The 25375-nt window shown below is 62.4% G+C and carries 18 protein-coding genes; 5 read left to right on the plus strand and 13 right to left on the minus strand.

Going from position 1 to position 25375, the window contains the following annotated elements; translation table 11 throughout:
- The first annotated feature begins 309 nt into the window (after positions 1 to 309).
- Positions 310 to 2421 (plus strand): tetratricopeptide repeat protein, encoded by a 2112-nt coding sequence (locus KF708_13530; protein MBX3413706.1) that lies wholly within the window; start codon positions 310 to 312, stop codon positions 2419 to 2421.
- A gap of 28 nt (positions 2422 to 2449) precedes the next feature.
- Here the strand turns inward: KF708_13530 and pyk are convergent, their stop codons facing one another.
- Positions 2450 to 3916 carry a pyruvate kinase gene (gene pyk / locus KF708_13535; protein ID MBX3413707.1) on the minus strand — a complete coding sequence of 489 codons (1467 nt, stop codon included), beginning with the start codon at positions 3914 to 3916 and terminating at the stop codon, positions 2450 to 2452.
- Between the two features lie 187 nt (positions 3917 to 4103).
- On the opposite strand from pyk, the gene KF708_13540 reads away from it, so the two are divergent.
- The 4 genes from KF708_13540 to KF708_13555 all read left to right on the plus strand — a co-directional run bounded on the left by KF708_13540 (position 4104) and on the right by KF708_13555 (position 9223).
- Positions 4104 to 4670, plus strand: a complete 567-nt coding sequence (locus KF708_13540) for a hypothetical protein (protein MBX3413708.1) — start codon at positions 4104 to 4106, stop codon at positions 4668 to 4670.
- A gap of 12 nt (positions 4671 to 4682) precedes the next feature.
- Positions 4683 to 5492, plus strand: a complete 810-nt coding sequence (locus KF708_13545; protein MBX3413709.1) for an SDR family NAD(P)-dependent oxidoreductase — start codon at positions 4683 to 4685, stop codon at positions 5490 to 5492.
- Positions 5493 to 5701: 209 nt separating this feature from the next.
- Entirely contained in the window at positions 5702 to 7801 is a 2100-nt protein-coding gene (locus KF708_13550; GenBank protein MBX3413710.1) for a tetratricopeptide repeat protein, read from the plus strand.
- 189 nt (positions 7802 to 7990) lie between these two features.
- Positions 7991 to 9223 carry an LL-diaminopimelate aminotransferase gene (locus KF708_13555; GenBank protein MBX3413711.1) on the plus strand — a complete coding sequence of 411 codons (1233 nt, stop codon included), beginning with the start codon at positions 7991 to 7993 and terminating at the stop codon, positions 9221 to 9223.
- 82 nt (positions 9224 to 9305) lie between these two features.
- Here KF708_13555 and KF708_13560 read toward each other — a convergent pair whose 3' ends face one another.
- The 12 genes from KF708_13560 to KF708_13615 form a co-directional block, all read right to left on the minus strand.
- Positions 9306 to 12347: a proline dehydrogenase family protein gene (locus tag KF708_13560; GenBank protein MBX3413712.1), complete on the minus strand. Its 3042-nt coding sequence runs from the start codon at positions 12345 to 12347 to the stop codon at positions 9306 to 9308.
- A 330-nt stretch (positions 12348 to 12677) separates the two neighbouring features.
- On the minus strand, positions 12678 to 13301 hold the full coding sequence (locus KF708_13565) for a hypothetical protein (protein ID MBX3413713.1): 624 nt from the start codon (positions 13299 to 13301) through the stop codon (positions 12678 to 12680).
- A gap of 517 nt (positions 13302 to 13818) precedes the next feature.
- A complete protein-coding gene (locus tag KF708_13570; GenBank protein MBX3413714.1) occupies positions 13819 to 14283 on the minus strand; it encodes a hypothetical protein in 465 nt (154 codons plus the stop codon).
- 68 nt (positions 14284 to 14351) lie between these two features.
- Entirely contained in the window at positions 14352 to 15662 is a 1311-nt protein-coding gene (gene xylA / locus KF708_13575) for a xylose isomerase (GenBank protein MBX3413715.1), read from the minus strand.
- Between the two features lie 169 nt (positions 15663 to 15831).
- A complete protein-coding gene (locus KF708_13580; protein ID MBX3413716.1) occupies positions 15832 to 16095 on the minus strand; it encodes a UPF0175 family protein in 264 nt (87 codons plus the stop codon).
- Positions 16096 to 16726: 631 nt separating this feature from the next.
- A complete protein-coding gene (locus KF708_13585; GenBank protein MBX3413717.1) occupies positions 16727 to 17104 on the minus strand; it encodes a hypothetical protein in 378 nt (125 codons plus the stop codon).
- Between the two features lie 607 nt (positions 17105 to 17711).
- On the minus strand, positions 17712 to 19106 hold the full coding sequence (locus tag KF708_13590; GenBank protein MBX3413718.1) for a sulfatase: 1395 nt from the start codon (positions 19104 to 19106) through the stop codon (positions 17712 to 17714).
- A gap of 186 nt (positions 19107 to 19292) precedes the next feature.
- The gene (uvrA, locus tag KF708_13595) at positions 19293 to 22127 is read right to left on the minus strand and encodes an excinuclease ABC subunit UvrA (GenBank protein MBX3413719.1); all 2835 of its coding nucleotides are present in this window, start codon (positions 22125 to 22127) and stop codon (positions 19293 to 19295) included.
- A 201-nt stretch (positions 22128 to 22328) separates the two neighbouring features.
- Positions 22329 to 23291 (minus strand): hypothetical protein, encoded by a 963-nt coding sequence (locus tag KF708_13600; protein ID MBX3413720.1) that lies wholly within the window; start codon positions 23289 to 23291, stop codon positions 22329 to 22331.
- The gene (locus tag KF708_13605) at positions 23288 to 23806 is read right to left on the minus strand and encodes an RNA polymerase sigma factor (protein MBX3413721.1); all 519 of its coding nucleotides are present in this window, start codon (positions 23804 to 23806) and stop codon (positions 23288 to 23290) included. The genes KF708_13600 and KF708_13605 overlap by 4 nt, the downstream gene beginning before the upstream one ends.
- 663 nt (positions 23807 to 24469) lie before the next feature.
- Positions 24470 to 24724: a helix-turn-helix transcriptional regulator gene (locus KF708_13610; GenBank protein ID MBX3413722.1), complete on the minus strand. Its 255-nt coding sequence runs from the start codon at positions 24722 to 24724 to the stop codon at positions 24470 to 24472.
- Between the two features lie 300 nt (positions 24725 to 25024).
- Complete coding sequence (locus KF708_13615; protein ID MBX3413723.1) at positions 25025 to 25342, minus strand: hypothetical protein; 318 nt, start codon at positions 25340 to 25342, stop codon at positions 25025 to 25027.
- Positions 25343 to 25375: the final 33 nt, after the last annotated feature.

Below are 25375 nucleotides of genomic sequence, written 5' to 3' on the forward strand. Positions count from 1 at the left end.
CGAAAAGAAGCTCCTTACCTCAAGGGCGATTCCAGGAGCTAGCCAGCGCCTGTCCGCAGATTCCAACCGTTGATTGGCCGCCACGCCTGGCTAGACTTGAATTCTGGAAGCACGCTGGCCGACTGCTGCGACGGCGCTGCCCTTTTCTTCTCTTGGCTTCTTGCTTGCGGCCCTTGTCTAGACCGTGCAAGCTCGGGCTGGCTAGGGGTGCCAGCATGCCCGCAGAGCGACAACGCCTGGCCGGAAGATGGTCCAGTTCCTGGGGCGTACATTCACTCGGTCACCCAAATTCATCGTCGATCTTTGTCCATGAGCATACCCGTCGCTGAAACACTGCCTGCTCCTGTCCTACAGGAAGTGCCCGCGGCGCATCCCTTTCCCACCAGGCTCGTGGCGGTGGGGTTGGTGCTGGTGACGTTGGTGGTTTTCGGCCGCATGGTCGTCAATCGGCACGGCTTCGTGATGTTCGACGATCACGCGTACGTTTTCGAGAACGACAATGTCGCGAGCGGACTGACGATCGTGGGCCTGGGGCACGCGTTCACCGATGTGGTGGCCGCGAACTGGCATCCTCTCACGATCATCTCTCACATGGTCGACGTGCAGATCTTTGGCGTCGATAACGTGTGGGGACACCATTTCGTCACGCTCTTGATTCATTGTGCCAACACGGTCCTGTTGTTTCTCATCTTGCGCCGCATGACGAAGGCCGACTGGCCCAGCGCGCTCGTCGCTGCGCTCTTTGCCTGGCATCCGTTGCACGTGGAGAGTGTCGCCTGGCTTTCCGAGCGGAAGGATGTTTTGAGCACGTTTTTCTGGCTGTTGACGATGTGGGCGTACGTATCGTACGTCGCCGCGCCATCTTGGCGCCGCTACCTGGTGGTGATGGTCTGGTTATCGCTGGGGCTTTTATCGAAGCCCATGGTGGTCACCTTGCCGTTCGCGCTGATGCTACTCGATTTCTGGCCCTTGGGGCGCATCTCGTTCCAGCAGGGGACATGGGGCGAGGTTCGCCGTCGAGCCTGGCAATTGTTTGCCGAGAAGATCCCGATGCTCGTCGTCGTTGCCATCTTCTGTGTCGTCACGCTCTGGGCGCAGAACGCACAAAAGGCAGTCGTGTCGATGGACCTGGTGTCCGCGGACGTGCGCGTCATCAATGTCCTGATGTCCTACAACCAGTACGTGGCGAAGACCCTTAAGCCTTACCCGCTGGCGGTGCCTTACGTGCTCTCGGCACGCAAGATGAACTGGACGCTAGCCTCGTTGAGCGCCATCGGTCTTGTCGTCGTTACGGGGCTGATTCTATTGGCTTCGCGCAAACGCCCTTATCTCATCGTGGGTTGGCTCTGGTATCTCGGCACATTGGTGCCCGTGGTCGGTTTCGTACAAGTGGGCTATCAGTCGATGGCCGATCGCTATTCCTATATTCCACTGATCGGCCTGTTTATGATGGTGGCCTATTACCTGCCCGAACTGGCGGCCTGGGGCGAGTTGACACGACGGCGCATCGTGGCGACCAGCCTGGTTATTTTAGCCGTGCTGGCGGTGCTTTCTTTTCGCCAGGTTGGCCTCTGGCAAGATACGATCACGCTGTTCACGCACTCGCAATGGCATACGCAGCGCAATCACGTGGCGCACGTGGGGCTTGGCACGGGGTTCGCCGAACAGAAACGCTACGAGGAGGCGCTCGAGCAATTCGAAATTGCTATCGAAATTGCTCCCCGCAATGCCGGTGCCCACTTCAATCGGGGGCACGCCTTATCGTTGTTGGGACGCCCCGAGGAGGCCGGAAATGAGTTTCTGCTGGCCAAGGCCTTGGGGCACGCCGAGCATACGTGCTTGTTCAACCTGGGCGTCACCTATATGGATCGCGGGGAATATGAAGTCGCGATTGAATTGGCGAAAGAGGCGGTGAAGATTCGCCCGATCAAGTCCTCGTCGAAATTGCTCGCCATTTGTGAAGAGAAGCGGGGCAATGACGCCGAGGCGGCCAAGTGGTACGAGCAGGCGATTGTGGTCTATCCGCACGACTTTCTGCTGCGATCGCGCTTGATTTTCATCTATGCCGCCAGCCCCGACGATCAGGCGCGTAACGGCAAACTCGCCAAGTATCTGGCAGATGATCTGGTGCAGTGGTTTGTAAGCCTCGGCCAGTCGCCGAATCCCGTCGTCCTCTCCGCGCAGGCAGCGGCTTACGCCGAATGTGGTGAATTCCAACGCGCGGAGTCGATCGCCAAGGCGGCGCTTGCCATTTCCGAAGCCATGGCGGCCGAGGGGCGCGTCGACGCTCTTCCGCTCGTGCGGAAGATCGAGCGGCAAATCGAGTGCTATCGCAAGAAAGAGCCCTACCGCAAGATTCCCGGCGACGTCGAAGCGACCAGCGAATCGAACGACGGCCAACCGGGCCTGGGCGTCAAGTAACTCTCCCCACGAGCCCGCGCGACGCTACCTACTCGGCCTGGTGGACCAGCATCAAATTGTGACCGGGGGCACGCAGCCCCCGTCCGGCGATCAGTACCAGGTAATCGCGCTCGGCAAGCCAGTTTCGCCTCCGCGCCCAGCGTTCGACATAACGGATCAAGGCCGCGCCGGGCTGATGGGGCGCCCCGGCCACGGGCACTACCCCCCAGAGCAACGTCATCCGGCGCAGGGTGCTGTCGAGATCGCTCACGCCGATCACCCGCACCAGGCTGCGGCGTTTCGAGACCGCCAGGGCCGTGGCCCCGCTATGACTGGCCACGACCAGCAGCCGTGCGTCGAGCCTTCCGGCGATCAACGTGGCGCCATCCACCACCGCTTCCGTGACGGGTCGCACGCCGCGCGCGGCACGTTCACCCGGCGGCAGCGGCCGCAGCAACGGTTCGGTGGCCAGGGCAATACGGGTCATCATCTCGACGGCGGCGCGCGGATACAGCCCCACGGCGGTCTCGCCCGAGAGCATGCAGGCATCGGTGCCATCGAGGATGGCGTTCGCCACGTCCGAGGCCTCGGCCCGCGTGGGACGGCGCGAATGCTGCATGCTGTCGAGCATCTGCGTCGCCGTGATGACCGGCTTCTGGTGGCGGTGGCACACGGCGATGATGCGCTTCTGGGCGGCGGGGACCGCGGCGACGTCAATTTCGACCCCCAAGTCACCCCGCGCGATCATCACCCCGTCGGCGGCTTCGACGACTTCGTCCAGACACTCGAGCGCCTCGGGTTTCTCGATCTTGGCGATGATCAGGGCCGATGAACCGTGCGAGCTGAGCAACTCGCGAAGCCCCTCAATATCCTTTGCTGTGCGAACGAAGCTCAGTCCGACGAAATCGACTCCGGCTTCGGCCGCCCAGGCGGCATCGGCCTCGTCTTCTTCGGTCAGGGCGGGCACCGACAGCTTCACCCCCGGCAGATTCACCCCTTGGCGGCTGCGCACCGTACCCGTCTGGGTCACACGGCAGATGGCGGCGTCGGGCTCGCGTCGCTCGACGACCAGGCCCACGGTGCCGTCGGCCAGCATCACGCGATCGCCGGGCGACAGCTCGTCGACCAGCCGTTCGTAGGTCGTGACGAAGTCGCCGGGCTGCGTGATCGTGTCGCCGCGGACGAAGCGAAAGATCGCCCCTTCGTGGCATTCCACCTCATCGCCGGGGAGTTCGCCGAGCCGAATCTTGGGGCCCGCCAGATCGATCAACACGCCGAGCGGACGATCGAGCGTGGTTTCCAGATCGCGGATCGCGGCGATGGCCGCGGTGTGTTGCTCGTGCGTGGCATGCGCCATGTTGAGCCGGAAGATATCGGCGCCGGCTTCGACGAGCTCGGCCAGTTGCGCAGGGCTGCGACAGGCGGGGCCGACGGTGGCGACGATCTTCGTTCTTGCTCGGCCGATTTCGACCGGTTTGGTCGGCGTGAGGGGGGCTTCTTGCGGGGCGGTTTCCATAGGGGGCTCGCGTCCGTAGGTGAGTTGACGGGCGGGACGAAGGACGGGGAGAATGCCCAGCGTACGGTGGCGCGGACAAACTCGTTCGACCGGCGTGTGTTGGCGAGCGCACCCTTACGATACCCGCTCGCAAGCAGGGGGGCGAGTGGTGGCGGCAAACTCGAGCAGAAAGCAGTCGACGAGCGACGTGGAGAGCCAGTCCGTCCATCCCGAAGAGACGCCGCGCGCTCGACCGCGGATGGGCGTCGGGCAATGGCTCGTCGGTTTGTTACTGGGGGCGGTGGGTGGTTTGCTGCTGGCGGTCGTGGTGGGAGTCTGGCTCTTTCGCGATCCAATGCCTCGGCTCACTCCAGAGCGGTTGAGCGCAGCGGTCGAACGTTGGCGCGCGGCTGGGCCACGCAGTTACGATCTCAATCTCAAGCTCACGGGGGGGCAGACCGGTTTGATCCATATCGAGGTCCGCAACGGTGAAGTGACCGCCATGACCCGGAACGGTCGCACCCCCGATCAACGCCGAACGTGGGAATACTGGACGGTCGAGAATCAGTTCGACGCCCTCGATATGGAACTCCACTCGGCGCGCGATCCGCAGCGGGCATTCGGCGTCTCCGACCCGAATTCGATCGTGTTGCGGGCCGAGTTCGATCCTCAGTACGGCTATCCGCGCGTGTACCATCGCATCGTGCTGGGCCATGCGTCCGAGCTGCGTTGGGAGGCGACGTCGTTTGTTCCTCGTAATTCGCAATCCAGGTAGGGAAGGCTTCGCGTGAGTGGCGATTGGGCTGACAAGGTGGTCCTGGTGACAGGCGCTTCGAGCGGTTTGGGATTCTCGATCGCCGAGGCCTTTGCGGCGCGGCGAGCGCGGATCGTGTTGGCCGCGCGCGGGGCCGAGTCGCTGGAAGTGGCCGCGCAGAAGTTGCGCGAACGCGGAGCCGTGGTCGGCTGCCTGCCCACCGACGTGACCAGCGCCGCGCAATGTGCCACGCTCGTGCAGTACGCGCTCGATCAGTTTGGGCGACTGGACGTCTTGGTGAACAACGCCGGCCGTTCGGCGCGGGGCGAACTGCTGAAGACGACTCCCGAACAGTTTCGCGAGTTGCTGGAATTGAATTTCCTGGGAGTCGTACACTGTACGCAGGCGGCGGCCGGGGAATTGCTCGCCCGGCAAGGGCACGTCGTGAATATCGGATCGCTAGCGGCCAAGTCGGCCGCGCGGCTGCTGGGGGCTTATCCGGTGTCGAAGTTCGCCCTGGCGGCCTACACGCAGCAATTGCGACTCGAGCTGGGTCCGCAGGGGCTGCACGTCATGTTGGTCTGCCCGGGCCCGGTGGCGCGCGAGCCCCCCCGTGAGCGACCGGCAGATGAATTGGCCGGCTTGCCCCCTAGCGCGGCGCTGCCGGGTGGGGGGGTGAAAGCGAAGGCCATTCCGCCCGCCTGGCTGGCCGAGGCCATCGTGCGAGGCTGCGAGCGGCGGCGGCTCGAACTGGTGGTGCCGGCCAAGGCCCGCTTGCTCTTTGCCCTGTCGCAACTTTCGCCGCGATTGGGCGATTACCTGGTTGCTCGGATGACGGGCTGAGGGGGGCGATTGCCCCTTGGGGTGATTCTGGTATTCGATTTGCCGGCGGCCGACCGCGAGGGACTAGTCGGAGGCCGAAAAGGCAACTAACTTGGTGTTTGGTAACGTGTAAGGAAGCATTTCTCATCTTTTCCGGGGGCCTTCGGTCTGGCGGTCTGCCAGCGGCTTCTCCCGCGTACGTGGGCCCCCTCAGCGCGCAAGATTGATCCATGCCGAGCGCTACACGCCGACAGCCCGCCCCACGCCATCCCGACGCTCCTCGAGCAGTCGCGGTCGATCCCGCGGTTCAGCAAGCGAAACGGGTACGTCTCTCAGTCGCCTGGACGATCGGTGCCGTTACCTTTCTGCTTTATCTACCGGTCCTGCTGAACGGATCGGAGTTTGTTCAGTTGGAAGACTATCGCTACGTCGTCGAAAACCCGATCGTGCGGGGCGGGCTCTCGCGTGAGTCGCTCCAGGCCGTACCGACGGCGGTCGTGGCGGGCAACTGGCATCCGGTCACGCTATTGTCGCACATGCTCGACGTGCAGTTGTTCGACGTGCGCCCCACCGGGCACCATACGGCCAGCCTGCTGCTGCACGCGGCGAATGCGGGTCTGTTGTTCTATGTCTTGGCGCGGATGACGCGCTCGGTCTGGCCGAGCGCCGTGGCAGCGGCCCTGTTCGCCTGTCATCCCCTTGCCGTCGAACCGGTGGTCTGGATCGCGGCACGGAAGGACGTGTTGAGCACGTTCTTCTGGATGTTGACGCTGTGGGCCTATGCCGCGTACGTGGAGCGGCCCCAGGTCTGGAAGTATGCCTTGATCGTGCTGGCCTTGGCAGCCGGCCTGATGGCCAAGCCCATGCTGGTGACGCTCCCCTTCGTGCTGTTGCTCTTGGATTATTGGCCCCTTCGGCGACTGCCGGATGAAGGCTGGACATCTCCCGCATGGCGCAAGGCCGCCGGCGCCCTGGTGCGGGAGAAGCTGCCCTTGTTCGCCCTGGTGTGGCTCTCTTGCCTCGTCACGCTCTGGGCTCAATGGAGCCAGGGTTCCGGCGGTACGACGAGCTGGGGGACGCGTTTCTCGAACGCCGTGCAGACCTATTACGTCTACCTGCTCGAAGCGGTCTGGCCGGTTGGTTTGTATTTGCCTCACCCGCATCCCGACCAACTCCGCATCGGCTGGGGCATGATCGCCCTGGGCACGCTGGGATTGGTTGCGGTCACGGCCTGCTGCTTCTGGCTGCGTCGCCGTGCGCCCTTCGTGACGGTGGGATGGCTGTGGTACCTGGGCACGCTGGTGCCGGTGCTGGGACTGGTCGAAGTCGGCCTGCAGGCCTATCCCGATCGATTCGCGTATGTACCTCTGGTCGGGATCTACCTGATCGTGGCTTGGGGGCTCGAATCCCTGGCCGCGCGCTCGGACTCCGTGCGGCGTCTGGCCACGGTGGGGGCGGGGGTGGTCGTCTTGGCGCTGGCGATCTCGACCTATCTGCAAATAGGTCATTGGCAGAACTCGATCGCGCTCTTCGAGCACGCCGTGCAATGTTCGGATCGAAACTTCGTGGCGCAGGCCTTGCTGGGGAACAGCTACTTCCTCGCCAAACGCTACGACGATGCACTCGAGCAGTTCGACGATGCCACCGAAGCGGCCCCCTATTTCGCACAGGCTTACTACAACCGTGGCCAGGTGCTGTTGGCGCGCGGGAACGAGTCGCAGTACGACTACAACGAAGCGGAGAAGTCGTTCGATTCGGCCTTGCGGTTGAACTTCGACAAGCATGCAACGCTGGTGGGATTGGCCACGGCCGCACTCAGGCAGCAGCATGCCGATGATGCGGAGAAATACGCCCGCGAGGCGTTGGCGATCAAACCCGACTCCGTTACCGCGATCGTCGTGCTGGCGGGGGTGGCCGTGACGCGAAACGACGGTCGCACGGCCGCCGAATGGTATCGCCGGGCGAAAGATCTGCGGCCGAACGCGCCCTCGTTGTTGAACAGCCTGGCACGCATCTATGCGACCTGCGAGGACGATGAAGTGCGGCAGGGAGTGGCGGCGGTGGACCTGGCCGAGCGTGCCAACGGCTTCACGCAGTACAAGTTCCCCGAGATGATCGACACATTGGCGGCCGCCTATGCCGAACGTGGGCGTTTTGCGGAAGCGGAAGAAGCCATCGGCCTGGCCTTGCAGTTGGCCGAGGCCCAGCCCGAGGCGGATGCGGACAAGCAGGAACAACTCGTGGCGTCGCTCAAGGAGCACCGCGAGTTGTACCGTTTGAAATTGCCGCTGCGCGAGCCGGTGAATGTCCGCGAGCCAATTCTGCCGTAGCGGCGGCGTCTCGGGCCCCTGGTGGACCGATCCGCTTTTTGGCGCCGCTTGTTGCGCTGTGCCCATTTCGTTAGGCTGACCCGCGGCTTGTCGCATGGCTTTGCCCCTGGCAGGGCGGGTGAACCGACGGCCATTCAACCGGCTCTTCCTGGGTAACGGAACCCTCTTCGCGGCCAGACAGACGGAACTATGAGCGATCCTTATTTTCAAGAGCTTTTCGCCGAGCGTATTGGCGGTGCCAACTACGGCAAGGGCACCGAGATCTACAAGTTCGAGAAGATCAAGCGTGCCAAGCGCAAGGCGCTGGCCGAGCATCCCGAGCGCAAGCTGATCGACTTCGGCATCGGCGAGAATGACGAGCCGGCCCCCGAGCAGGTCCGCGCGCGAATGGCCCAGGAGATCCATCGCTCGGAGAATCGCGGCTACGCGGACAACGGGATCGCCGAATTCAAAGAGGCCGTGGCGCGCTTCATGCAGCGCGAGCTGGGCGTCGATCTCGACGCGGCGACCGAGGTGAATCACGCCATCGGTTCAAAGCCGGCGCTGGCCATGCTCCCCGCGGCCTTCATTAACCCGGGTGACGTGACGCTGATGACGGTGCCGGGCTATCCCGTCGCCGGCACGCACACGCGCTACTACGGTGGCGAGGTGCATCGCCTGCCGTTGCTCGCGCAGAACAATTTCCTGCCCGACCTGGATTCGATTCCCGCGGAGATCCGCCGCCGCGCGAAGATCCTGGTGCTCAACTATCCCAACAGCCCCACCGGGGCGCTGGCGAATCGGGATTTCTACCAGCGGGTGATCGACTTCGCGCAGGCGAACAAGGTCGTCGTCGTGCAGGATGCGGCGCATATGATGCTGACCTACGAAGGTTCGCCCCTGAGCTTTCTGGCCGTGCCGGGGGCGAAGGAAGTCGGCGTCGAAGTCCATTCGCTGTCGAAGGGCTTCCACATGATCGGCTGGCGCATCGGTTGGGTCTGCGGCCACGAACGGATCGTTCGCGCCTTCGCCGATATCAAGGACAACAGCGACTCGGGCCAGTTCATCGCCATTCAGAAGTCGGCCGCCGCGGCGCTCGACGATACGTCGATTCCGCGCCAAACGCGCACCAAGTACGAGCGACGATTGAAGAAGTTGGTCGAAACGCTCCACCGCTGCGGTTTCGATTGCAAGATGCCGGGCGGATCGTACTTCCTCTACACGCCGAGCCCCCAGGGACTCGAGGGAGGACTGAAGTTCGACAATGCCGAGGCGGCGAGCCAGTTCCTCATCACCGAGCACTCGATCTGCACCGTCCCCTGGGACGACGCCGGCGCGTATCTGCGCTTCTCCGTAACGTACGAAGCCCCCGACGAAGCGGCCGAAGATGCCCTGATGGCCGAGACGGAAAAACGCCTCAAGCAGATCAAGCCGGTGTTCTGATAGTAGGTCAGGTACCCTGTACCTGACAACGTTCGACGTGGCCAACTGGAACGAGTGTCAGGTACGGGGTACCTGACCAACATTATTCCCCTTCGCTCGAAGGTGCGAAGCCGCGGCGCATCGTGTTCTCGGTGACGGTGCGCGGCAGGACGAATTGCAGCAGGTAATCAGGGCCCCCCGCCTTGCTGCCGATGCCCGAGAGCTTGAAGCCGCCGAAGGGCTGCCGGCCGACGAGCGCGCCGGTGATGCCCCGGTTGAGGTAGAGGTTGCCCGCCAGGATCTCGCGCGCCGCCCGAGCGAGATTCCCCGGGCTGCGCGAATAGACCCCCGCGGTCAGCGCGTACGCCGTACCGTTGACCAGTCGGATCGCCTCGTCGAAATCCTGCGCTTTGATCACTGCCAGCACCGGGCCGAAGATCTCCTCCTGGGCCAGCCGCGCATCCGGAGCAACGTCGGCGAAGATATGGGGACCGACATAGAACCCCTCGTCGCTCAGCGTCGCGGGATCGACCGCCAAGGCCTCGCGGGCTTCTTGTCGCCCGAGCTCGAGATACGAACGGATCTTGCGGAGCGCATCTTCATCGATCACTGGCCCCACATTCGTGCCAGGATCTTCGGCCGGCCCGATCTTGAGGCCGCGCGCCGCATCGACCAACCGTGCCAGAAAGGCATCGTAGACCGGCGCCAGCACGATCGCGCGCGAGCAGGCGGAACATTTCTGCCCCTGATGCCCGAAGGCGCTGGCAAGGACCCCCAGTACGGCCTCGTCGAGATCGGCATCGCTGTCGACGACGATCGCGTTCTTGCCCCCCATCTCGGCGATAACGCGTTTGACGAAGGGGGTATCCGCCGTGCCCGAGACCTCCGCCGCACGGCGATTGATCGCCAGCCCCACTTCGCGCGACCCCGTGAAAACGATGAGCGCCGTACGAGGATGCTCGACGAGCGCGGCGCCGACGACGTCGCCGCGACCGGGCAGGTAGTTGACGACGCCAGCGGGAAAACCGGCGTCTTGGAACAGGTCCATCAGCCGCGCCCCGATCAGCGAGGTTTGTTCCGCCGGCTTCATGACCACGGTATTGCCCGTGGCGAGCGCGGCGGCCGTCATGCCGGTAAGAATGGCGAGGGGGAAGTTCCAAGGGGCGACGACGGCGGTGACGCCGCGCGGCATGTAAAGGAAGCGATTCTCTTCGCCCGGCACGCGGACTTCACCACCGCGCTCGAGCTGGACGGCGCCCCGCGCATAGTATTCGCAGAAGTCGATCGCCTCGGCGACGTCGGCATCGGCCTCGCGCCAGGTCTTGCCCGACTCGTAGATGATGAGCGCCATCAGATCGAAGCGGCACGCGCGCATGTTGGCTGCCACCGCGCGTAGCAATTCGCCACGCGCGTGGGCACCGCGGGCGGCCCACGTGGGCAGGGCCTGTTCGGCCGCGGCGACGGCCTGATCGACGTGCTCGCGTCTCCCCGCGGCGATCTTGCCGACGACCTGCGACGTGTGCGAGGGATTGCTGGTCGTGAACGTCTGGCCGGTTTCCACACGACGATCGCCGATCACCAGGGGACAGTAGGCCGGCAGCGTGAGCGCGACCCGGGCGAGCGCGTCATGCATGGCGCGGCGATTTTCCTCACGCGCGAAATCGGTCGGCGGCTCGTTCGAGAACGGCGGCCAGCGGTCCTCTTCGGTCACTTCAAGAGGACGCATGCCGGCAGCCTGCGGCGCAGCGACTTTCCCACGTGGAATTTCAGCGGGGCACATCAAAAGTTTCTCCGGCGAGACGTGTTCGGTGAAGCTGGCCCGCAGGAAGGAGTCGTTCGAGGTGTTTTCGAGCAGCCGCCGCACGAGGTAGGCCATGCCGGGGATCAACTCACCATAGGGCATGTAGATCCGCACGCGGTGTCCCAGGTCGGTCAGCACTTGTTTTTCCGCGTCCCCCATGCCGTAGAGCATCTGCAACTCGAATCCGCTGAGCGGCAGGCCCAGATGTCGTGCCACGGCAATGGCGTGCGCCAGGGAGCGAATGTTGTGGCTGGCGACCGCGGGACGCAGGTGTTCGTGGTTGGCGAGCAAAAGCCGCGTCAACTGCTCGAAGTTGGCATCGGTCTCCTGCTTCTGCTCGAAGACGGGCACGGGCCAGCCGACCTGCCGCGCGTGGGTCGTTTCGTAATCCCAGTAGGCACCTTTGACGAGCCGCACCCAGACGGGCTTGCCGCGCTCGCGCGACCAGGCGATGAGCCGGCGCAGGTCGGCTTCCGAATCACGCAGGTAGCCTTGAATCACGATGCCCACATCGGTCGTGTGGCGAAATTCTTCCTCGCCGAGGATCTCGCAGAAGATGTCGAACGTGAGATCCTTGAGCGCGTACGACTCCATGTCGACGTTGACGAAGACGCGATGTTCGCGCGCCGTGCGCAGCAATTGGCGAAAGCGCTGCGCCACACGCTCCGTCGTGCCGCGCGGGTCGATGGCGTCGAAGCGCGGATCGAGGGCCGAGAGTTTGACCGAGACGTTCACGCGGGGCAGGGGGCCGTGCAGGTCGCGATCGATCTGCGGTGCCTCGGGCCAGGCGTTGGCGATCGGCGCCGCGTGGCGAATCAGGTCGAGGTAAGCCGCCAGGTAGCGGTCGGCCTCGCTCTCGCTGGTGACGGCTTCGCCCAGCACGTCGATCGTGAACGCGCGGCGCAGCTTGCGCTGACGCATGGCAGCGGCCAGGACTTCATCCGCCGTGGTGCCGGCGATGAAGCGGCGGGCCTGCCCCATCGCGTTGCGCCGCGCGGCCAGCGCCACGGCGCGGCCGACGAGCGAATCGGGCGCGACGGCATCGAGCGCGATTCGCACGGCGGCCGGCAGATGCGCTTGGGCCTCGTCGAAATATTCGTGCAGATGGGTCACGACGTCCGAGCTCGTGGCGAGCATCGGCAGCACGTCGACGAAACGAAACATCTGCACCTTGACCGACTCGTCCTCCATGGCCCAATTCATGAGCCGGTCATCCCACCAGCGGCGCTCGAAGACGGTGGGACGCTCGCGCGTGAGATGCGCGAACAGGTAGCGGCCGACCTCTTGCGTGGTCCGCTCGATGGCCGAAAGATCGCGAGCGTTCAGTTCGTTCGATGCCTGCACGCGAAGCATTCCACACACGCGGGAAAGAAGCGAAGGCAGATGCCCATTGGAATGGTAGGCGTGTGGGGCAGGGGGTCAAGTTGAGACGCATTTGCCGCAGACTAGTGCTGTGTCAAACCTTGATTTTCGGGTGCAATTGAATCCCAACCCGAAGCGTTAGCGAGGGAATTCCTGCAAAAAACGTCGAGCATAGTGCTCCCTCGCTGACGCTTCGGGTTGGAATGTAGGTTCCCGAGCTTCTGGCTTTGACAATGCACTAGCCTAGGTAACCATGCCGCAATTTGATCGAGGGAATCTGAAAGCGATTCTCTGATGGGCATAACCCGCTGGTTAACTGATACCGATCCATCCCGTCGTTTTCAGTCCCATTGAAAACAGTGTGCCCATCTGAAGAAGTTCCACGATTGTGAACCCCATCAGCTTGTATTGCGGGACTCGCGAGAGCCTGTTTACTGTAGTGACAGAACACGCCTGTCGGTAATCCGGTGACATGACCAGTCGCGTGGTGGTGCTGGCCATCAAATAGAGCAGAGATGCATTCAGGGCCAAAAGCAGCATGGAAGCAAAAATATGCCCGTCATTTCCCGGTACCATTGACACGCTTGCGACAACAACAAAGTACGCGTTCAAGCCAAGTTGCCACCATCGGCTCCATGTCTGTATGCGGACGAAGCCAATTCCTGTGACGAATTGCCCCACAACGATTCCAAGCAAACCATTGAAGAATGCAGTCCATGATTGGGTTGTTGCATTTCGCAGGCTCGGTAGCTCGTAGGTAAATAGCCAGGCGATCAACAGGGCGCCAATCGCGAGCTTGGCATACCCCCATGCTCGAATCGTAATTTCGCGATGAAGACAACTCTGACGGAGCGCGACTAGTTCGCTCGCTCGATCATCGGAGATCTCAGCGACGAGGGATTCGCGTGGTGATTGGTAGGGGTTCTCGGTCGACATGCGTTCGATCTTACGCCAAATATGCACGCGCTGCTCCCCTCGCTGGGAATCACGCAGAGACGCGGAGTAGGGAAGAAGTGTGGAGTTCAGCAGGAAATTTGATGCGCTCTTTGGCGCGGCAGCACAACCGAAGCGCCTGTTCTTGAAGTGCGTTTTCGCGTCATCGTAACCCGAAGCGTCAGCGAGGCGAACGAAGAATCAATCGCACTTTCGAGAAGAACGCCGAACATGGTGATGACTCACGCGAGGCGCGGCGGGATCGACGCTTGAGGGTAGCGGGTAACAGATAATTTTCCGGAGCGGCGCCGGTTAGCGGGCGAGGACAGGAGAGTCGTCACCGCGAAGTGCCCCGAAGGGGCGGCCTAAGCTAGCCCCGGGCAACGCCCGGGGAATCGGATCGCCACGGAATCCTTCCATCAAAGCCCTGTCAGGGCGCAACAAACCGACGGCAACTCGCCAAACAAGACGCTGAAATTGGAGTTTGACAACGCCGGGTCATTTTGGACTTGCGACTCCGCTACTCTTCATCCGTGGGCCGCACTTCGCGGTAGAGGCGGCGCACGGCGAGCGCCAGTCGGTCGCCGTGCGAGACGTGAAACGGAAGGAACAGCCCGCTGGCCAGCACGCGCCGGTGCTCGGCATCCCAGCGACACTGGGCGTGGAGGAGCTCGAATTGCGGGTTCGCTCGATTCGCAAAGCGAAGGTGACTTTCGTCTTGCCAGAAGGCATCGTTCGCGACGTCGTGCGCCGCGTCCGCGTCGACCACCTCATAGGTATCCCATACAGGGTCGGGGCGCGAATAGAAATCCAACGAGCAGACATACCGATCGTGTGCGTAGACGAACCACCCGGCCCGGCGTCCGTGATCGGTCGCGATGAGCGCCGCCTTGTCGCGCAGACAGAGATCCGCATACAACCATTGCGCGCGACGGCGGTCGGCCGGCGCATAGCGAGTGCCTGCGTTCAAGTCGACCGCCGTCATGTCTGCTCCTGCTGGCAGAGTGGGTGAACGACGAGGTACGAGCGAGCGACGGCGCACTTGGCAGTCGCTTACAGATAGCTATTGATCAGATTCTCGAGCATCTCTTGCCGGCCGCTGCGGTTGGGCGTGATTTCGCCCTTTTCGAGCATGTACTTCTCGAGCTTGGCGAAGCTCTGCTTGCCCGACTCGATCTCGGCGCCGACGCCGCTGTCCCAAGAGCTGTAACGCTCCTCGAGCAGGCGGTCGAGCTCGCCGTCGGCCCGAATCGCGGCGGCGATCTTCAACCCCCGGGCGAAGGCATCCATGCCACCGATGTGGGCGTGGAACAAATCGACCGGCTCGAAGCTCTCGCGGCGCACCTTGGCGTCGAAGTTCACGCCGCCTGGCGCGAGCCCGCCATACTTCAGGATCGACAACATGCACTGCGTGGTGAGATAGATGTCGGTCGGGAACTGGTCGGTGTCCCAACCGAGGAGCAGGTCACCCGTGTTCGCGTCGATCGAGCCGAGGAAGCCCTGCGAGCCGGCGTATTCGAGCTCGTGCTGCATCGTGTGGCCGGCCAGCGTGGCGTGGTTCGTCTCGAGATTCAGCTTGACGTGGTCCTCGAGTCCGTACGCACGGAGGAAGTTGATGCAGGCCGCCGCATCGAAATCGTACTGGTGCTTCGTCGGCTCCTTGGGCTTCGGCTCGAAGAGGAACTGACCTTGGAAGCCGATCGACTGCTTGTGCTCGACCGCCATCCGCATGAAGGTGGCGAGGTGGTCGAGCTCGCGCTTCATGTCGGTGTTCCAGAGGGTTTGATACCCCTCGCGGCCACCCCAGAAGACATAGTTCTCGCCCCCCAGCTCGTGCGTGACTTCAATCGCCTTCTTCACCTGCGCGGCCGCATAGGCAAAGGCGTCGGCGTTGGGGCTGGTGGCGGCGCCATGCACGTAGCGGGGATTGCTGAACAGGTTGGCCGTGCCCCACAGCAGCTTGATGCCGGTGCGCTGCTGCTCTTCTTTCAGCACGCGGACGATGGCATCGAGATTCTTGTTCGATTCGGCCAGCGTGGCTCCCTCGGGCGCCACGTCGCGATCGTGGAAGCAGTAGAACGGGGCGCCCAGCTTCTCGATGAATTCGAAGGCCACACGCACGCGCTGGATGGCGTTGTCGACCGAATCGGTGGCGGCCTCCCAGGGGCGCAGCGCGGTGCCCGGCCCGAACGGATCGGCGCCGGCGCCGCGGAAGGTGTGCCAGTAGGCGACACCGAAGCGGAAGTGCTCCTTCATCGTGCGACCTTCGATCACGGCGTTCTCGTCATAGTGGCGGAACGCCAGCGGGTTCTTGGTCTGGGGGCCTTCGTAGCGAATCTTCTCGACTTCGGGAAAAGCGGACATGCGCGGGTCCTTGTGGTGCGGCGGTGGGTTGTGCTTATGGATCGACTTCGTTCCAAGCGGTTTATCTTATTCGTCACCGCTCATCGTCGCGGCGAGGTAATTCGGGGCAATACCTCGATCGCATTCACCAAAACGAGGTAGTTGATGGGACTCGTGTCCGAGACAACGATCATGGTGTGCGGCCGCTTCGCAAGACTCGGAGCTGCTCATCCAGCTCTTCGAGCGAAATGTCGTAAGCAATGCCATGCCGCTTCAGGATGCCGTCGGTCTCGTATCGGCTCAAGCCAAGCGCGTGTGACAATTCGTGGTGAGCCAGCTTTTCTTGACGATAGAACTCCACGAGCGCGGCTTCCTTGGCGGCGGCGTCCAGGTTGTCGAATTGCGCGCGGAGCGAGTCTTCCAGTTCCTTGGGCAATTCGATGGTGACCGCCATGGGCTGTCTCCGAGCTTGACGAAGCCGTGGTGTCCGATTTTCCAATTCTAATGCGGTACGCGGTCTGAAACAGCCGGGGTAGTGATCGATTATGGTGTTGCGGAACCCCGGCCAGCCTTCCAACGTCGAACAGCGCTCCATAGGGACAGAGCAGTGAAAACCCCGATAATAATGCAGGGCGGTACGAACATTGCCGGCTGCGCCTCGCCGGGATCCTCAGCGAAAAGCGACCAAAAGAATAAGCCGAGAAAGTACGCAAGCCAGAGGATGAAGAATCCTGTGATTGCGAACCAGACAACGGTACCTGCTGTCCAACGCGTCGACCCCCCTTTTTGACCCGTCTCTTTCGGAGCTTTGTAGGGATTCTCGTTCGTCATGGGATGAACCTCGAAAGCATGTGGCCCAGAACGAAGACACGCGGCGGACCGAACTGGATCCGTTCACTCCAACTGTGGCTTGCCCGGCTCGATCGCGGCCTTGTGCCGCGCCAATTCGTCGGATGGAATTGACCCGGCAGGGCGCGTGCAGAGACACCAAGGGTGCCAGATCGAGGGCCGACGGGCAACTGGCTGCGAGAAGAGTTGACCACGAGTAGTGAGCAAACTTCGAATGGAGCGGCTCTACTGCGCAATCAAGCGAGTTCGATGGTCAAGGCCGACGCAGCGCGACCGAGCACATTGAAGGCCCGACGAACTTCTTCGTCTTCGACTCCACCGCGAAACGACCAGAAGATGACCGATAACTTGATGCCTTCGTGGCTTACTTGCACGTAGTTTGGCAGATCCTCGAGGATGCCGCGGATACCCTTGATCCGACAGCCCACGATCTCGTGCTTGTCGAGCGACAGAAACAACGTTACATGGTCCGTCAGCCGCTTGGAGTAATCCGCGTCGGGACGAAAGTAAAAATTCAGCGCATCGCCGTCCTCACTGAGATCCAGATACGGCTGGAACTCGGATGCTGCAAGCTCACGATCGAGTAAATCGGTCAGTTGCTTGGAGATGGACATGCAGATCTCGGTGGCGTCAAAGGGCGATTGGAAAGAGGAATCCCAGCACAGCCGCTTTATATCTTAATTCTTGCGTACGACCGCACGCAAGCAAGCTTAATTTCATCGCCTGCCCTCTCCGGGCACTACGCGCGATCGACTGGGGGCCAAATCGTTGCGCCGCCAAGGCCTTCGGGCGAATCAGCCTCATCGTCACGCTGAATAGGCCGCCAGCACCAGTCGTCAATGGTGCCATCCGGCCGGACGAACACAAGGAACATCATTCCACTGGGTGCGGGGGTTTCGATCCCTACGCCACGAAAGTCTCGCGCAGGTCGGCCCACATATACCATGCAGTCATCGGTATCAGGTCGATCCCATCCGCGGATGATGCTCTCGGGATCCAGTAGCACTTCCTCGACGAGTGCCAGCCGGGCCAGCTTAACGGTGTGGCCTGCACGCTGGATTCCGCGAAACTTTGCCTCGTGGATTCCCACTGGCCAAGAATCGCCAGCGGCCCCGTGCGGAGATTGTGCGGCAAAGGTGTGAAACCACTTTGACATGCGAACACCGTAATGGAGGTCGCGTGAAAGTCAAGAAAACTCACCGATTCGAGTTAACTCGCATCTTACTCCAACTGCGGCTTGCCCGGCTCGATCGCGGCCTTGTGCCGCGCCAACTCGTCGAGCAGATCTTTGACCACCTCGGGATGCTCCTTCGCCACGTCGACCGTCTCGCTCGGATCGTGGTCCAGGTGGAAGAGCAGAGGCGGATCGTGCAGGTCGGGCTTCACTTGTCCGTAGCCCGCCTGCGACTTCACGTGGATCTTCCACGGTCCCTTCCGCAGGGCGAAGGGCTCGTCGTCGCGATAATACAGAAACACGGTGCGCGGGCCGGACGGGTCGCCATCGAGGACCGGCGTGATGTCGAGTCCGTCGAGCGGGCGGTCGCTGGGCGCCGGCACGCCGGCCAGGGCAAGACAGGTGGGAAACAAATCGAGGTTCGAGGCGATGGCCTGCGTCGTGGCCGGCTTCACACGGCCGGGCCACCAGGCGATGCCCGGCACTCGCTGGCCTCCTTCCCAGGTGCTTCCCTTGCCGCCTCGCAATAGTCCTGCCGAGCCGCCTCGCATCTTCTGGCTCAGCCACGGCCCGTTGTCGCTCGTGAAGAAGACGAGCGTGTTGTCGGCCAGCCCCTTCTCGCGCAGCGTGCGGAGGATCTCGCCCGTGCTCCAGTCGATCGTCTCGATCACATCGCCATACAACCCGCGCGGGCTTTGGCCGGCGAAGCGCTCGCTGGCGAAGACCGGCACGTGTGGCATCGTATGGGGCAGGTACAGGAAGAACGGTCGCTCGCGATTTTCCGGCGTGGTCGCTTCGTTGATGAAACGAATCGCCTCTTCGGTGTAGCGCTCGGTGAGCTTCCCCTGGTCCGGCTCGGTCTCGATTGTTTCGAGGTCGCGAATCAGCGGCAGCGGCGGCCAGTTGCGCAGCTTGCCGGCGGCGTTCGTCGCCGCGCTCATGTCGTTGCTGTAGGGGATGCCGAAGTAGTGGTCGAAGCCGTGCTTTGTCGGCAGGTATGACGGTTGATGCCCGAGGTGCCACTTGCCGATGCAAATCGTCTGGTAGCCGTGCGCGGAAAGGGCCTCGGCCAGGGTGATCTCCTCGTCTGGGAGACCGCCGGTCGAATCGGGAAACAGCACGCGCCGCTTCGAACTGCACAGGCCGCTGCGAATCGGCAGCCGCCCGGTGAGCAGTCCGGCACGACTGGGCGTGCAAACGGGTGCGCAAGAATAAAACTGCGTAAAGCGAAGCCCCTCGGCCGCCATCTGGTCGAGCTGCGGCGTGCGAATTGTGGGATGGCCATAGCAGCCGAGATCGCCATAGCCCATGTCATCGGTAAAGATGACGACGATGTTGGGGAGCGTCTTGTCATCGGCAAAGCAGGGCACACTGATGATGCTTCCCAACACGATCAGTGAAGCTAATGCGCGAGCTAGTCGCCCCATGTGTTTTGCCAACATATGCTTAATTCCGGACGCAATGCAGAACAGGTAAGTCGTCGCCGATTTGAATCCGCCAAGAACGCTGAGAAAAGAGGCGGGCGCTGACATCATGCCGGGAAATCGCCGCGATTGCACTAGCCGATCAACGGAATCCACTTGTCGAGGAGTCCTCGCCGACTGAGTAACTTTGGGGCGACGTCCTTGCTAGGTAGTCAATATCCCCCGCAAGCACGTTCCTGTATGGCTCTCCGCCACGGCCGCCACTTCTTCCGGCGTCCCCGTGGCGATGATCTGCCCGCCGGCGGCGCCTCCTTCCGGCCCCAGGTCGATGAGCCAGTCGGAGGACTTGATCACGTCGAGGTGGTGTTCGATCACGATCACCGTGTTGCCGACGTCGACCAGCCGGTTGAGCACGCCCAGCAGGCGCCGCACGTCTTCGAAGTGCAGGCCGGTGGTCGGTTCGTCGAGCAGGTAGAGCGTGTGCCCCGTGCTGGGGCGGCCGAGCTCCGCGGCGAGCTTGATGCGCTGCGCCTCGCCGCCCGAGAGGGTGGTCGAGGATTGCCCCAGGCTCACATAGCCCAAACCCACGTCGCGCAGGCAGTCGAGCATACGCACGATGGCCGGATAGTTTTCGAAGAAGCCGCACGCCTCTTCGACGCCCAGGTCGAGTACCTCGGCGATGTTCAATCCGCGGTAGCGCACCTCGAGCGTCTGGCGATTGAAGCGTGCTCCTTCGCAAACGGGGCAGGGGACGTGCAGGTCGGGCAGGAAGTTCATCTCGATCTTCTCGACCCCCTGCCCCTGGCAATGCTCGCAGCGTCCCCCCTTCACGTTAAAGCTGAACCGTCCCACCTTGTAACCACGCAGCTTCGCCTCGCGCGTGGCGACGAAGACCTTGCGAATCTCGTCGAACAGGCCCGTGAATGTGGCCGGGTTGCTGCGCGGTGTGCGGCCGATGGGAGATTGATCAATCTCGACCAACTTGTCGATCTGACTCGCGCCGCGGAGGCTGCTGTAAGGGCCAGGCTTCGCGGCGTTGTTCCCCAGCTTGCGTGCCAGCGCCCGGGCGAGGGTCTCGTTCATCAGGCTGCTCTTGCCCGAGCCGCTGACTCCCGTGATGCAGACCAGCGCCCCCAGCGGAAATCGTGCCGAAACATCCTTCAAGTTGTTGAGCGTGGCCCCTTCGAGCGTGATGGAGTGCTTGACGGTCGTCGCGCGGCGCTCGCTCGGGACTTCGATCCGTGCCTGGCCCGAGAGGTAACGCCCCGTGAGAGACGCCGGGTTTTGTTCCACCTCGGCCAGCGTGCCTTGCGCGACAAGATGGCCCCCCTCGCGGCCGGCGCCGGGGCCCAGGTCGATCAGATGCTCGGCCACGCGGATCATCGCCTCGTCGTGCTCGACGACGACCACGCTGTTGCCCTGCTGGCGAAGATCGCAGAGAGCATCGATCAGACGATCGTTGTCGCGCGGGTGTAGTCCGATCGAGGGCTCGTCGAGCACGTAGCAGACGCCGACCAGGCCCGAGCCGAGTCCCGTGGCGAGCCGGATGCGCTGCGCCTCGCCGCCGCTGAGGGTATCGGCCGCGCGATCGAGCGTGAGATAGCCGAGCCCCACCTTGGCGAGGAAGTCGAGCCGTTTGGAGATCTCGGCGATGAGCGGTTCACCGATCGGCGCATCGGCCTCGTCGAATTCGATCGACGCGAACCGTGGCCGGGCGTCGTCCACGGAGAGGGCCGTGAATTGTTGAATGGCCGTGCCGTCGACGAGCACGTGTCGCGCCTCGGGACGCAGCCGCGCTCCGTCGCAGTCGGGGCAGCGCACGCTGCCGCGGAAACGCTCGAGACGCTCGCGATTCGTGTCTCCCATCGCGGTGACGTACTCTTGTTCCAACAGGACCAGCAGGCCGGCGAAATCACGCGCATCGCCCCGGAGCAGCTTTTCGAGCTGCGCCGGCTTCCAGTCGGCCAGCGGCGTCGCCAGGTCGACGCGGTTCGCCTTAGCAAAACCTTTCAGTAGTTCGTCGTGCCGCTTGTGCGCCGCGGCGCCACCATTCTTCCACGGCGCGATGGCCCCCTCGGCCAGCGAAAGCGAGCGGTCGGGAAGTACCAGATCAGGATCGAACTCGACCCGCGCGCCCAGTCCCTCGCACGTCGGGCAGGCCCCGTGCGGGCTGTTGAAGCTGAACGAGCGCGGCTCGATTTCTTCGTAACTGATCTGGCAGCGCGGGCAGGCCAGGTGAATGCTGAACAGCACGTCGCACCAGGTGCCGGGGCCGTCGTCGGCCGCTTCGTGGTAGGAGACGATCACCAGACCGTCGCCGTGGCGAATGGCCAGGTTGATCGACTCGGCCAGCCGCGGACGAATTCCTTCGCGGATGATCACGCGATCGACCACGGCCTCGATGTCGTGGTTCTTTTGCCGCGTCAGTTCGGGCACGGCGCTGAGCTCGTACACGATGCCGTCGACGCGCACGCGGACGAAACCCGCCTTCTCGAGCGACTCGAAGACCTCGCGATGCTGGCCTTTGCGGCCGCGCACGACCGGGGCGAGGATCATCGCCTTGTTCTTCTCGGGCAACGACATCAGGCGGTCGAGAATCGCCTCGGGAGTCTGCTGCCGGATCGGCTCGCCGCAGATGTAGCAGTGCGGAAGGCCGCAGCGGGCCATGAGCAGACGCAGGTAGTCGTAGATCTCCGTAACGGTGGCCACCGTGCTGCGCGGATTCTGGCTGCCGGCGCGCTGCTCGACGGCGATCGTAGGTTGCAGGCCATCGATCAGATCGACGTCGGGTCGCTCGAGCTGGTGCAGAAATTGCCGCGCGTAGGCCGAGAGGCTCTCGACGTACTGTCGCTGTCCCTCGGCATAGAGAGTATCGAAAGCCAGCGAACTCTTGCCCGAGCCGCTGAGCCCCGTGAGGACAACCAGCCGATCGCGCGGGATATCGACGTCGAGATTCTTGAGGTTATGGACCCGCACGCCGCGCAGGCGGATGAACTCGGGCTGCCCGTCCGGCGCTGAACTCTTGCCGCTGGAAATCATCAACCGCCTACGCGCCCAGTATGGAATTTCGACAGATGTCCAAACCCATCAGGCTAGCAGACGGGGAGAAGGGGGGCAAATCGAGGCTCGTGCCGCTTTTCGCTATGTCTCTCGATGTGTTTTGCATCCAGCACTCGTCGCCTCGAGATTCTTCCATCGAGCTATAGGGCAAGTCCAAGGCGTCGGCCACGATCGCGACCGTTATCGAGGGGGGCTTTCGATCGTTCGGTCGGTAAGCGTGTAGCCTTCGGGCGGGGTCGTATCGAAGATTGCATCCAGTGTGGAGAAGCCTTGCACCTGCGGGTCCCACTCAAAATCGGAAAGTACCCACCGGTTGACCGCGATGTCTGAGGTTGGTTCCAGCATCTCGTACTCGAGCTGCACGGGCAGGTTGGTCTTGGTGTCGATCCAGAGCTTGGTCGTCTTCTTGTCTTGCTCCAGGTAATATTGGACCGTGTCGAGGCCGTTCAGCTTCTCTCTCGAAGTCACGATGTCCTTGTGTCGTTCGAGTTCCCGGAGGCTCTCGAGCAGCGGCTGAGCTTGCTGCGATGCCTCGGCAACCGGGCTCAGTGATGCCTCTCTGCGTCCGTCGCCATGCTTTTCTTTATAGGCCTTCGCGATAGTAGATTTTCCCCCGTCTCGTTCCGCATCTGGTACGACGGCCTCCGTTAGCACGGCAAGCGCCCGATTTTTGGGCCCGTTCTGAATGTAGACAAAGTCCGTTTCGACGGTGTCATTCCAGGTCAGCGCTTGGCGTTCCTCTCGATATCGTGGTGCGGCGAGATCGGCATACATGACACTCGTTGCCGAATTAGTCCCGTAGCGCTTGTCGTCTGTCGTTTGCGTTACCTTATATTTGACGAGCTTGTGCATCTCGGCAGCCTCGAGGACTTGCGCGATGGCAGAAGACGACGGATTCGTCCAAAGGAAAGTCGCCAGAAGGCCAATGATCAGGGTGGCGGCCACGCTGGAGGGAACGAGCGCGCGCATGACAAATCTCCTCTTGGTCGATAGCGGAGTGGAAAGTCGGGCTGTCGTTAATTGATTCGCTTCCAGCCGTGCCACAACTGCCGAATCTGCGGGCCGATCGGGCACGGACATGTGTCGGAAGCCGTCGATGGCCTGTTGCACTGCGTCGTGATTTGACGAATGGTTATCGCTCATGATTCGGCTCCAACCGGCGATCCGGAGTTGCCAAGGAGAAGCTGCTGGCGGGTTCGGGCGCGGTGGAGCAATACGCGAACGGTCGCTCCCGGAATCTGCAGACGCTCTGCGATCTGTGCGTTGGATAATTCTTCGACGCACGCGAGCCAGAATACCTCTGCTTGCTTGTCGGGAAGTTCTGGGAGGATTCTCCGAACGCGATCGAGGAGCTCTGCCATTTGGATGGTCTGCAAGGGGTTGTGTGGGGCTGCAACGGATTCTGGACAGCCATTCAGCCGCTCTGTTTTCGAGTCTTCCCGAACGCGGGATCTCAATCGGTCGATAGCCTTGCGAGTGGCGAGACAGGTAAGGAATGGCGCCCATTCGACGACGGCTCGGTTCTGTGAGAACTGCCAAGCCGCGGCGAACGTGTCCTGATAACAGTCCTCAGCGTCGGGAAAGTGGCTCAATATCCGATACACGGTCCGCCAGACACGTGGACCGTGTTCCTTCAGGATTGCCGCCCAATCATCCATCGCTGCCTCGTGACTCTAAGAGAATTGTCGATGAGGCATCGTCTTGCGTTACAGCCGAGCAGCATTTTCTGCGAGAGGGCCGGCGTCTTCGACGGCCACGGAAGCAGGGTCAAGCATGGATGGCGCTAGCGCAACGCGCAACCAAAGTGCTCGTCTCGAGATAGACGCGAAGATCGGCCGTGGGTAGTTGAAGAGTACCCGTACGCCGCGCAGGCGGATGAATTCGGGCTGGCCATCCGGCGCTGAACTCTTGCCGCTGGAAATCATCAACCGCCTACACGCCTGGTATGGAACTTTGCGAGATGCCAAACCCATCAGGCCAGCAGACGGGGAGAGGGGGGACGAATTCTCGCTGTGGGGGTGCTGGCTCACTATCGAGTCGAGATTTCTTGGAACCGCCGCCGCCCGCGCGGTAAAATCGCGTACATGCAGAGATTTGCATTCATCTTGTTCTGCACGATAGTGGGCGGCTGCACGGGAGATTACCTTGGCCAGCCGCGTGGCTATTGGAATGGAGCGGACCCCGGACAAACCGAAACGTGGGCGATCTATGTCGCAGTCTGCGCAGTGGCGGGGTCGATTCTTGCTCTCCTGTTGCCGTTTGGCAAAAAAACGATCTCACCACAATGACACGCGACCGCCAGTACAATCCGGAACCCAACGTCAACGCGGCGCGGATCGTGTCTCGGCCGGCTCGTCTTCCAGCACGAGTCGCAGGTGCTGATTCAGTGCCTGGGCAATTCGCTTCAAGGTGCCGAAGGTCGGATTCTCCACTTGCCCGTTCTCGAGCCGCGAGATGGCGGCGCGGTCGATGCCCGACTTCGTGGCCACATCGGCGAGGCTGAGATTCAATGCCTCGCGCCTGGCCTTGAGACGCGCCACAAAATCCATCAACTCGAGACATTCGAGTTGGGTCACGGCGGTAGAATACTCTTGCGACCGCTGCAAATCGGCGAGAGAAGGTCGCGTGGTTTGATACTTCGAGCGTAACTGCTCGTCACGCGTTTTCTGCTCTTCCGTTCGGACATGCCTGCGCACGCTACGACTTTTTGCCATGGTCGCTTCTCACCCCTTCATCGCGGTTGCGGCACGTCGTACGCCGTGATTGGCCGCATCGTCAGTGGCTGTTTGTTGATTTATATTACAACATTCGGGCTTTGTCAACTTGGAATCGTGCGAAGGCCAGCGATGCGCCCGTTGACGGAAGTGCCGGAGCGATCAATCTGAGGCCAATGCCTCTTCCGCTTGCCACTTGTCAAACGCCTTACGCGCCCAGGCGTGCGGAGGGTTGGCGCGTTTCGTCCCACGATGGTTGTAGAACGTGGTTACCGGCCGATCATCGGCGTTAGAGTCGGCCTCATCGACGGCGCGGCGTTCCACCTTCCACCACGAGTAGGGCATTCCTTGATGAATGCGGACATATTCTTCCGCGACGCGCAAAGACCCTGCGACGTGGAACACCATCTCATCGATCCACGGACGTTCGCACGGCGGTGCCGTCGTCGGAAAGTACTCGCAATGGATCACGACCCACACGTATCGCTTACGTGTGCGGGCGACTCTTTTGCG

Source organism: Pirellulales bacterium (assembly GCA_019636335.1).
Classification (GTDB): domain Bacteria; phylum Planctomycetota; class Planctomycetia; order Pirellulales; family JAEUIK01; genus JAHBXR01.